This window comes from Roseateles sp. (assembly GCF_036404855.1).
Taxonomy (GTDB): domain Bacteria; phylum Pseudomonadota; class Gammaproteobacteria; order Burkholderiales; family Burkholderiaceae_C; genus Pelomonas.
Genome location: NZ_DASWYS010000152.1, coordinates 18,539 through 28,534, shown reverse-complemented (window position 1 = coordinate 28,534; position 9,996 = coordinate 18,539). Strand labels below are relative to the sequence as shown.

The window sequence follows — 9,996 nt, the reverse complement described above, 5'->3', positions numbered from 1 at the left end:
CGGTCCTGGGAATTGCGTCGTTCGACCGACTTGGCCTGCCCCGACTCTCCTGACCTCAAGCTCTCGAACCGCCTGGTGCGGACCCGCATGCCAGGTGGTGTGGCAGGGGCGCCTCCTCAAGGAGGCCCCCTATGCCGATCTTCCCTTGCCTGAAGAGGCCCCAAGTCGAGATCCCCGATGCGGCATGTCGCCAGGCGCAGCCAATCGGAGGAGGTCCGGGAAGTGCCCCAGATGCTGGCCGCCCGTTCGGGGCGACGCCTCCGGCAGGGGCAAAAGCCCAAGGGTCCGTTAAGACTCACCGGATTTCCAACCGACACGGTCCGGAGCACAGGCATTGAACGCCGTGCTCATGGTGGAACATGCGTTCTGGACATTGGGGATGGATTCGGATCCGGCAAAGCGACGCAGGCAGATAGAGACCAACCCTAGGACAAACGAGCCGACGCTTTCTCGCGAATCACTCCCGCGTGACATCCTCACGGAGGATGGCTCATCTCATGAGCCACAAGTTCACCAAACTGGTGTCCTGCCAATCCGACGCAGAAAGACCGAACAAATGAACGAGAAAAAGCTCAGGGAAGAGAACAGGGACTCAGCCACTCCGGGCGTGCGTCCCGAGAGCATTCCGGGATATGCGCTCGGCGCAAATCAGAGTGCATCCATCTACTCCGACAACGTCGTCATGGGAGGGGCGGCCGGACACGGATTCGCCGCTGAGAAGGCAAATCATCTTTACGACCAACTGAGCGGCAAGGATGCGGCCCTTGTCGGTGCTGACAACGCAAAGAACGGCGCGGATCGCCGCGTCGACGGGAAATTCATCCAGACAAAATATTGCCAATCCGGAAGTGACTGCATAGCGGCAGCCTTCGAAAAAGGGCAGTACAAATATGTCAATCGGGACGGCACTTTGATGCAAATTGAAGTTCCCTCTGACATGTACGAAGCCGCCCAGGCAGCCATGCGTGATCGCATCTCGAGGGGAGAGGTTCCCGGTGTATCGAACCCGGACGCTGCGGAGCAACTGGTCCGCAAAGGCCACTTTACGTACCAGCAGGCCAAGAATATTGCCAAGTTTGGGACGCTCGAAAGCCTGACCTACGATGCCGTCAACGGCTTGAAATTGGCCGGCACCGCCATGGGCATGAGCGCGGCACTGACCTTTGCAGTGGCGACCTGGCGTGGCGCGCCCTATGCGAAGGCACTGGATGCAGCATGTTTCGAGGGCTTCTGCGTTGGGGGCGTTTCCTGGATTGGAACCATCCTGTCGGCGCAGCTGGGGCGCACGTCGCTGGAAAGTTCATTGCGAACGGGAACCGACTATCTCGTGAAGCAGATGAGCCCAAAACTGACGGCGGCACTGGCAAATGCATTCCGCAATGGGAACAACATCTACGGAGCAGCCGCTGCGAATCATGTCAGCAAGTTGCTGAGAGGGAATGTCGCCACGACGATCGTGGTCACTGCCGTACTGTCCGTTGACGATTTCTGCTCCTTGTTTTCAAGGGAAATATCCGGGAAGCAAGCATTCAAGAATATCGCCAAGACCGTTTCGGGAGTCGCCGGTGGAGCGGCCGGCGCATGGGCGGGCGCCAGCTTGGGCAGTGCATTTTTCCCGGGCGTCGGCACGGCCGTCGGCGCCGTCGTCGGGGGCCTGGCAGTTGGCGCCGGTGCATCCATGGCCGCGAACAAGGGGCTGGACACGGTGATCGACGATGACGCCGTTGATCTGGGACGGGTCCTTGAACGCGCCTTTGCGAAGTTGGCTCAGGAATACCTTCTGAACGAGCAGGAAGCCTTGAATGCGATGCAGGGAATTCAACTGCTGGACATGGAAGGGCTTCTTCGCAGGATGCACGCCTGCGCCGACCGCACGGAATACGCGGTCGAAGTGTGCCGGCCATTCATTGAAGACCAGGTGCACGACAGGCTGCCGGTTTTCCTGCCCACGGATTCCGAATTTGTCGCTGCAGCCGGCCGAATGGTCGCCCGCTTTGAAGCGTCTGTTGAGGAAGGCGAAGGAATCGAGGCCTCAACCGTGGATTCCACGCCCGAGCCTCTCGCTCAGGGGGGCGATATTCAAGCGACTTCGGAAACCAGTGCGCCAAGGCGGGTGCGCGCCACGCGGCCGTTGAAAGATCGGATACTGGCTTACGCCGCCGTCCTGAACGATGACGCAGACGTCTACTGCGGAAGTGCCCTGGAAACAGGAAAAGGCCGGGACAAGAAGTCGAAGGCGCAGTCGAACTTTGGCACCACCGACGAGGCGGTCCTTGTTGCGGACTTCACCGTCTTTGGCTCTTCCACGGAGGGCATTCTCATTACCGACTCGCACATTTATGCGAAAAGCCTGTTCGCCGATCCCGTGGTGTTCAGCACCTCCACGATCTCGAATATATATCTCGTCGAGGAAGAGAAGAAGCTGGTCATCAACGGTGCGCCCGTGACCTGGCTGGGAGATCAGGTCACGCCGAAGATGCGCCTTATCGCGCACTGCATCAAGAAACATCTTTCCGAAGCACCGGGCCTATTCGGGGGACAACCTGGGATCATCGGCATGGCCAAAGAGTTCGAGGGCCAGCTCATCAAGCTGTCCCTGCTCACGAGCATTTGGGAAATGGAGCTGGCTGGAAGAATCTCCAAGGTCTACATGGGAGATTTGCAAGCGGGAATGTCCTTTGGCTACGAGGGATTCTTTGATCGAATCGGTATATCCGGCGCTCGAAAAAATGCACTCAAGGAATACGAGAGCATCAAGCGAGAAATCCTGGAGAAATTCCAATCGACGCGGGAGTCGCTGACAAAGGTCAATGAGTTTCTCGTGCGCGAAGGGCAGGAAGCCGTCGAGCTGCGGATTTCCCTTGACAGGTTGCCCGACGAAAATGATTCCGCGACCAACACGGACTGGTATGACACCACCAGCGAGGCGTTCAACTGCCTGGAAAGCGCTTTGGGCGTGATACACAAGTCGCTGGATTTGGCCACTGACCGATTGGTGCAGATCCGAGCGAAGCACGAGGCGCCTGCCGAAACGGCTCCAGCACTGGGCGCCCATTCCTGAGGGGCCACCTGGCCGTCGACGTCAAGTCGTGGGGCAAGCGGCTGAAGTTCAGGCCGGCCGGACGGCGGCGGGATGTTGCCAACGGGAGCGCCGCGTTCATGCGCGCACCGTTTCAGCCCGATACCGGCCCCGTCGTCCTGACGGTTTCAGTGGGATGGAACGCACGGCCTCTGGCGACCCGACCCGCCGCTTCCCAGCGACCTGACCCCCTCGGGTCCATCGCAAGTTCACAGGCGGGAGTACCTGCCCTGCGTGAGCCGCCGTCGGCTCTGAGTCCCTGAGGCAAGTCAGTCAGACATCTCGATCGGCTGCAACCGGGACCTGGAGACCTTCGAATCACGCGATTGGCCGGCATGCGATTTGACTGCGCTGGCGCCGCCGAGGCGCTGCATCGACGCTGCCTGCTGCGTTGCCCGGCGCCCATGCGGCAAATGCACCGACGCGGGAGTGCCGCCGACGCTTGCCGCTTGCGCGACGTTGTGGCGACGCCAGGTCCGACGTCGCCGGTCCGTCACAGGAAGTCGCGCGCCTCATCCGCGGGCGTCCATGCGATGACCTTCTCATCGCACAGTCGCTCCGCGTCGGTCAGGCCCACCGCCCCGGCCACGTCGCGGGGAAAGGTGTCGAGCAGCGCGGTGCCTTCGATGTCCAGTTCATGCGCGCGCGCGCTCCAGCACGACAGGTACAGCAGACTCGAAAGCGTCTGGTCCTCGGAGTCTTGCGGCTCGCATTGGTAGCGAATGGCTTCGACGATCTTCTCCGGGAACAACCATCGCGACGCAAAGGCGGCACCGACCTCCGGATAGGCATAGCCCAGATCGGCGAGCTGAGCCTCATAGCGGCCGTCATCGGTGGGGAAGGCTGGCTGCAGGCTGGCCCGCTCAGGCATCGCCATCTTCAGGATCAGGTCCCCGGTGCCGTGCAGCAGGCCCGCGGTGAACGCGGCTCCCTTGTCCAGCCGCAGTTCCTCGGCCAGTGACTGGGCAATCTTCGCGACGTCCAGGCTGTGGCGCCAGAACTCGGTCATGTCCACCCCGGGGACGCCCTTGAAGGCGCCGCCCACGGCCGCGGCCTGCACCAGCTGGCGCGTGGCGTTCAATCCCAGGATTGCCGTGGCCGCTTCGACCGTGCCGATGCCCGGGCCACCAGTGCTGTAGCGCGCGGAGTTCACCAGCCGCAGGATGCGCACGGTCAGTCCGACCTCGCCGGACAACAACTGGTTGACTTGTCGCAGGTCGGGTTCCTCGCTCTGCAGTTCCCCAAGAATCCTGTGGACAGCCTCCGGCAAAGAAGGGATCAGTGCATCGGTAGCGAGAAGGTCTTCGAGTTTCATGGGCACCTCGCGGGGAATACGTGATGCTAATGGCCCGCGCCAGATCTTCATGCCCCCAGGTCCGCTGCCACGCGCGAAGCATGAAGGAAGGCGCAAAAACGCGCTCCAGCGTTCCCGGACCGGGCCTCGCCCGCCGTCCCGACCGGCCGGACCGCAAGCCCGGTTCGCCTCCCGGGGCCGGGGCCGGATCAAGCCCTCGACGCACCAGCCTGTGGGGTGCCCCAGTGCCACGCCGTTGACATCCGCGAGGATGGCAGCCAGTGGGTCTGCCCCGAAGGGGGCCATGAATGGTCGGCCCCGGGCTTCCGAGCCCGCGGTCGGCGCGCCTCAGAAAGCCGCAGTCAACCCCAGCACCACGGCCCGGCGGCGGCCGGTGTCGGCTCCCATCGTCGGGCCGCCACGGCTGGCCGAGACCCACGCGAGCTGCAGTTCCGCGCTGTCGCCGGGCTGCCAAGACATGCCACCGCGCATCTCGATGCGCGTCGGCCCGTGGGCGGCGCCGACGTACTGCGCCGGCCAGCGCGACGCGCCCTGCCCCCTCAGCACGCCGACGTGCCCCACTGCCGCCCAGCGTGGCGCAAGGGGCCAGCGGCTGTTGAACTCGGCGTAATGGCTGCGTTGGCCGCTGCCGTAGTCGTCGGGGGCGTGATGCAGTCGCAGGCTCCAGCGCTCACCCAGGACGCCCACGTAAGCCTCGGCAAAGTCGTAACGCGACAGCGCCCCGAAGCGATGCACCACCAGGCCGGCCTCGACATCCAGCCCCGGCCACAGCTCGACGACGCGACCGCCATAAACGCGCAGCCAAGCGCTGCGCCTGTCGGCATCGAGGCGCACCCGCGCCAGCGAAGCACCCGCGTACCAGCCCGCCTCGCCGTCCCAGCCCAGCCCGAGCTGGGCGCCCGGCCGGCCGCCGGTGTAGCTCACGCCCCGATCACGGGCATCGGACTGCCATGACAGCGTGCCGCCCACATCGGCCCGGGCGGCCAGGCAGACGGCAAGCAACGGCAAGAGCAGCGTGGTCAGTCGAGCGGCAAGGGCCGGGCGCGCAGGGGGCATCAATCAGGAGTTTGCCCGAGCGGCGCGCAAACCGCCTCCCGCGTGCCGGCATGGCGGGCCAGCGTGGCGCAGCTGTCGATGCGTCCCTGCGCCGCTGTGACGAGCACCGTCTTCAACGCGAGCGCCCCACGCGTGCCATCCAGCTCACGCACCAGCGCCAGCAGGCCTGCTGCATGCGCAGCGGCGAAGGACGAGCCTGACACCAGCGACCAGCCACCGCCTGGCGCCGTGCTCGGCACGTCGCGCCCCGGTGCCAGCACCGCGCCGGTCGGCAGCGGCGGCGTGCTGCCGACGACCAGCACGCCCGGATGGCTGGCCGGGAACGGCTCACCCGCGCCCGGCAGCGCCGCGACGACGGTCGCGCCACGCGCCTGGGCCTGGTCCAGCAGTACGGCCAGCAACCGGTCGTGGGGGCCGCCCAGGCTCAGGTTGATGATGTGGGCGCCCTGCTGGATGGCCGCGTAAAGGGCCTTGGCCAGGCCGAGGCCGGTGCAAAGCGTCTGTTCCCTCGGCGCTTCCCAGCAGGCGCGCAGCGCCAGCAGCCGGGCCTGCGGCGCGATGCCCGCGATGCCCGCGCCGTTGTCCGCCCGCGCCGCAATGATGCCGGCCACCGCCGTGCCATGGCCCTCGGCCGGCATCGGGCGGTTGTCGACGTAGTTCTGGCTGAAGTCCACCTGGCCCGCCAGGTCCGGATGCCCGGTCTCGACGCCGCTGTCGACAACGGCGACACGTACACCGCGGCCGGTGGCCAGCCGGTGGAGCTCGGCGAGATGCCACTGCTGCGCGGCCGGCTGGGCGGCGTACAGCGGCTCCTGGCGGCTGCCTTGGGCGCGGTAAAGGCCGACAGGCTGGGCCCAGGCGACGCGGTGGTCCTCGGCCACCGCGCTCGCGACCTCCGCGGCGCCGCGCCCGTCGCCCTCGGGCAGCCGCATGACGAAGCAGTCCAGGCCCGCCAGCGGCATGGCCCATTCGCTGCGCATCTCCAGCCCGTGGGCTTGCGCCAGCGCCTGCGCCACCTGCTGGCGCGACTGCCGGCCGACGCCTTCGCCATAGCTGCCGGCGTAGCTGCCGTCCGGCCGGTAGTGGGCCTTGGGCAGTTGCAGCATGACGAGGACCTGGCGCCGAGCCTCCTCGGCCTGGGCCATGGCGGGGCCGAGGAAGCCGCAGCCAAGCAGCAGCACCAGCAGACGCAGCCAGGCCGTCATCGCGCCGGCCCCGGCTGCAGCGGCTCGGCCAGTGCCACGATGGGCGCCGAGCGAAGCGTCGCCAGACCGCGAGCATCGACGTGCAGCAGCCAGGCCCCGGTCTCCGTCGGCCCTGCGACGACGCCAGCGCCTGCGGACCGCAGCAGCTCCCGCACGGCCTGTTCGCGCGTGCCAGGCCTGAACATGACGAGGGCATCGGCCACGACCGGCGTGCTGCCGGCGGCGGACAGCCCCTGGTAGGCCGCCTCGTCCTGGCGCATCGTCAGCAACAGGCCCAGCAGCAGCGCGATGGCCGTGCCTTGCAGGCCGAGCGCCCAAGGCATCCAGCGTGGTGTCATCCCGCCATTCGGGCGCGCCCGCCGCATCCGTGCATGCATCCTCGCCAGGCCGGCCTCGACGTCACCGCCCTCGGGCAGCGCGCCAGCCACGCCCAGCAGGGCCTGCATCGGCTGCTCCGCCGCCAGCTCGTTGCGACAGTCCTGGCAGTGCAGGAGATGGCGCTGCACTTCGTCGCGCTCCGCTTCATCCAGCTGACCGCGCGCATACCAGGGCAGCAGGGCCTGCACGGCGCCGTGCTCATCATGGTCCATCGGGATCACCACACTCATCACAGCTCTCCATGCCCGGCGAGGTCGTCCAATAGCAGACGCAACCGGCGCCGGGCATAAAACATCCGCGTTTTCACGGTCTCGGGCGGACAGCCCACCACCTCTGCGATCTCGCCATGGGGCATGTCATGGAAATAGCAGAGCTCGACGACGGCCCGGTGCTCCGGCGACAGCTCCGCCATGGCCGCCTTCAACCGCCCGCGCAGCTGCGCCAGGCCCGTGCGTTGCTCCGGCCCGAGGCCGGTGTCGACCGGCTCGTCGACCGTGTCGGTCTCCACGGGCAGGTCCTGCCGGCTCAGCGCCTTCAGCGCCTTGCGGTAGGCAATGCCGAAGATCCAGGTCGACAGCTTGCTGCGCCCGTCGAAGCTGTCGGCCCGCTGCCAGACGACCAGCAGCGTGTCGTTCAACACCTCCTCGATGGCGTCGGGCTGGCGCATCAGGTGCGACAGGAAGCGCCACAGCCGAGGGTGATAGAGGCGGTAGAGCGCGTCGAACTCGGCGCGGCGGCCGCGCCGCAGGCCGTCGAGCAGCGCCAGCTCCAGCCGCTCGGCCGCCACCCCCCGGGCCGGCGCCGGGGCGTCCTCGCGTTGTCTTCGGGTGCCGGGCCACTTCAACATGCTCGTCCTCATTCGCGCGTGTATTCCGGGGTGGCGCCACAAGGTTCAAGCCGATGGTAGCCAGGAGCGCTATCGTTGCGCCCATGAGCGACGCAGGCGCCCTGCCCCTGGAAACCCGCAATCCGGCCTGGGCCACGGAGCCGCCCGATGCCGCGCCCCAGTTGCTGGCTGGCGGCGGCGAGGCCGCAGGACGGGAATGGCGGGTCAGCGGCGACTGGACGGTGCTGGGCCTGCGCGAGCGCTACACCGAGTTGCGCGAGCGCGTGGCCGCCGCCGTGGCTGAGACGCCGGATGCGCTCTGGGACTTGCGTCCCCTGAGCCGGCTGGACACCGCCGGCGCACTGACGTTGTGGCAAGGCTGGGGCCGCAAGCCACCGCGACGGCTGCTGTGGCTGCCTGAGCATGTGACGCTGTTCTCCCAGTTCGCCCAGCCTGGTGCCCTGCCCCGGCCCAAGCGGCGCATCGGCCCCCAGGTGGAGCTGGCCAGCCTGCGGCTGCTGGGCTTCGTGCGCCACGGCGTGGACATCGTCGCTCTTGTCGGGCGCCTGCTGCTGGACTTCATCACTGTGCTGCGCCACCCTTCGCTGATCGGCTGGCGCGAGATCTCGGCCAATGTCTTCCGCACGGGCGCCCAGGCCTTGCCCATCACGGCGCTGGTGGGCTTCCTGGTCGGGCTGACGCTGTCCTACCTGATCTCGCGCCAGCTCAAGAGCTATGGCGCAGACATCTTCGTCATCAACATCCTCGGCCTGGCCGTGCTGCGCGAGCTGGGGCCGCTGTTGGCGGCCATCATCGTGGCCGGCCGTTCGGGCTCTGCGATGACGGCACAGATCGGCGTCATGCGCGTCACGCAGGAACTGGATGCACTCTCGGTCATGGGGATCTCGCACACCATGCGGCTGGTGCTGCCCAAGGTTCTGGCGCTGGCCGTGACGCTGCCGCTCGTGGCGCTGTGGACCAGTGCACTGATGCTCACGGGCGGCATGGTCGCGGCAGGCGCCCAGCTCGGGCTGGACCCGGCCACTTTCCTGCGCACGCTGCCCGACGTCGTCGAACCGGCCAACCTCTGGCTGGGCTGGACCAAGTCCGTCCTCTTCGGCGGCATCATCGCGCTGCTGGCCAGCCACTTCGGCCTGCGCGTGAAGCCCAACACCGAGAGCCTGGGCCAGGCCGTCACACAGTCGGTGGTGACGGCCATCACGCTGGTCATCGTCGTCGACGCGGTCTTCGCGGTGCTGTTCTCCGACGTGGGCATCTGAAGCATGGGCGCACCCGAAGCCATCATCGAGGTCGACAACGTGACCACCGCCTACGGGGGCCACGTCATCCACCGCGACCTCAACCTCACCGTGCATCGCGGCGAGGTCGTCGCCCTGATCGGCGGTTCGGGCTCCGGCAAGACGACGCTGCTGCGCCTGCTGCTGGGCCTGGAGGTACCGCAAGCCGGCAGCGTGAAGATCTTCGGCCACCCGCTGGGCCGCTGCGCCACACGAGACCTGGAGTGCGTACGCTACCGCTGGGGCGTGCTGTTCCAGAGCGGTGCGCTGTTCTCGGCGTTGAGCGTGTTCGACAACGTCGCGCTGCCGCTGCGCGAGCTCAAGAGCGTGCCGCCCGATCTCGTCAGGCCGCTGGTCATGCTCAAGCTGGCCCAGGTCGGCCTCAAGCCGGAGGATGCGCTGAAGCGCCCGGCGGAACTCTCGGGCGGCATGGTCAAGCGCGTGTCGCTGGCGCGCGCCCTGATCCTCGACCCGCAATTGCTCTTCCTGGACGAGCCTACCGCCGGCCTGGACCCGGACAGCAGCAAGCAGTTCGTCAAACTGCTTCGCCGACTGCGCCAGGAGCTGGGCCTGACCGTCGTCATGATCACGCACGACGTGGACACCCTCTTCGCCGTCGCGGACCGCGTCGCCGTGCTGGCCGACCAGCACATCATCGCCAGCGGGCCGCTCGCCGAAGTGGCACGCCTGCCGCATCCCTTTGTGCGCAACTTCTTCCTCGGCCACCTGGAGCGGTGCGCCGAGGAGGACCTGAGGCGCTTCCGACTCAGCCTGGACGACACCAGCGACGAAGGCGGCGTCCCCGCCGTCCTGCGCGAGGACGCCAACGTATAGCGCCC

8 protein-coding genes are annotated in these 9,996 nt (G+C 67.0%); 3 read left to right on the top strand and 5 right to left on the bottom strand.

Annotated features, from left to right (window positions below):
• The first annotated feature begins 556 nt into the window (after positions 1–556).
• A complete protein-coding gene (locus tag VGF12_RS10090) occupies positions 557–3,061 on the top strand; it encodes a hypothetical protein (RefSeq protein WP_331175903.1) in 2,505 nt (834 codons plus the stop codon).
• A 511-nt stretch (positions 3,062–3,572) separates the two neighbouring features.
• Here VGF12_RS10090 and VGF12_RS10085 read toward each other — a convergent pair.
• The 5 genes from VGF12_RS10085 to VGF12_RS10065 form a co-directional block, all read right to left on the bottom strand.
• Positions 3,573–4,445, bottom strand: coding sequence for an HDOD domain-containing protein (locus VGF12_RS10085; protein WP_331175902.1), 873 nt, complete (start codon positions 4,443–4,445; stop codon positions 3,573–3,575).
• Between the two features lie 276 nt (positions 4,446–4,721).
• Complete coding sequence (locus VGF12_RS10080) at positions 4,722–5,450, bottom strand: TorF family putative porin (RefSeq protein WP_331175901.1); 729 nt, start codon at positions 5,448–5,450, stop codon at positions 4,722–4,724.
• Positions 5,450–6,655 carry a S8 family peptidase gene (locus VGF12_RS10075; protein ID WP_331175900.1) on the bottom strand — a complete coding sequence of 402 codons (1,206 nt, stop codon included), beginning with the start codon at positions 6,653–6,655 and terminating at the stop codon, positions 5,450–5,452. The genes VGF12_RS10080 and VGF12_RS10075 overlap by 1 nt, the downstream gene beginning before the upstream one ends.
• Positions 6,652–7,263 (bottom strand): zf-HC2 domain-containing protein, encoded by a 612-nt coding sequence (locus VGF12_RS10070; RefSeq protein WP_331175899.1) that lies wholly within the window; start codon positions 7,261–7,263, stop codon positions 6,652–6,654. The genes VGF12_RS10075 and VGF12_RS10070 overlap by 4 nt, the downstream gene beginning before the upstream one ends.
• Positions 7,263–7,880, bottom strand: a complete 618-nt coding sequence (locus tag VGF12_RS10065) for an RNA polymerase sigma factor (RefSeq protein WP_331175898.1) — start codon at positions 7,878–7,880, stop codon at positions 7,263–7,265. The genes VGF12_RS10070 and VGF12_RS10065 overlap by 1 nt, the downstream gene beginning before the upstream one ends.
• A gap of 83 nt (positions 7,881–7,963) precedes the next feature.
• Between VGF12_RS10065 and VGF12_RS10060 the strand changes: the two genes are divergently transcribed.
• Positions 7,964–9,139 (top strand): ABC transporter permease, encoded by a 1,176-nt coding sequence (locus VGF12_RS10060; protein WP_331175897.1) that lies wholly within the window; start codon positions 7,964–7,966, stop codon positions 9,137–9,139.
• Between the two features lie 3 nt (positions 9,140–9,142).
• Entirely contained in the window at positions 9,143–9,991 is an 849-nt protein-coding gene (locus VGF12_RS10055; protein ID WP_331175896.1) for an ABC transporter ATP-binding protein, read from the top strand.
• Positions 9,992–9,996 lie beyond the last annotated feature (5 nt).

Bases quoted from the DNA above. Each gene is read 5' to 3' on its own strand.
- VGF12_RS10080 (WP_331175901.1), bottom strand. From the start codon at position 5,450: ATGCCCCCTGCGCGCCCGGCCCTTGCCGCTCGACTGACCACGCTGCTC.
- VGF12_RS10070 (WP_331175899.1), bottom strand. From the start codon at position 7,263: ATGAGTGTGGTGATCCCGATGGACCATGATGAGCACGGCGCCGTGCAG.
- VGF12_RS10065 (WP_331175898.1), bottom strand. From the start codon at position 7,880: ATGTTGAAGTGGCCCGGCACCCGAAGACAACGCGAGGACGCCCCGGCG.
- VGF12_RS10085 (WP_331175902.1), bottom strand. From the start codon at position 4,445: ATGAAGATCTGGCGCGGGCCATTAGCATCACGTATTCCCCGCGAGGTG.
- VGF12_RS10075 (WP_331175900.1), bottom strand. From the start codon at position 6,655: ATGACGGCCTGGCTGCGTCTGCTGGTGCTGCTGCTTGGCTGCGGCTTC.
- VGF12_RS10060 (WP_331175897.1), top strand. From the start codon at position 7,964: ATGAGCGACGCAGGCGCCCTGCCCCTGGAAACCCGCAATCCGGCCTGG.
- VGF12_RS10055 (WP_331175896.1), top strand. From the start codon at position 9,143: ATGGGCGCACCCGAAGCCATCATCGAGGTCGACAACGTGACCACCGCC.
- VGF12_RS10090 (WP_331175903.1), top strand. From the start codon at position 557: ATGAACGAGAAAAAGCTCAGGGAAGAGAACAGGGACTCAGCCACTCCG.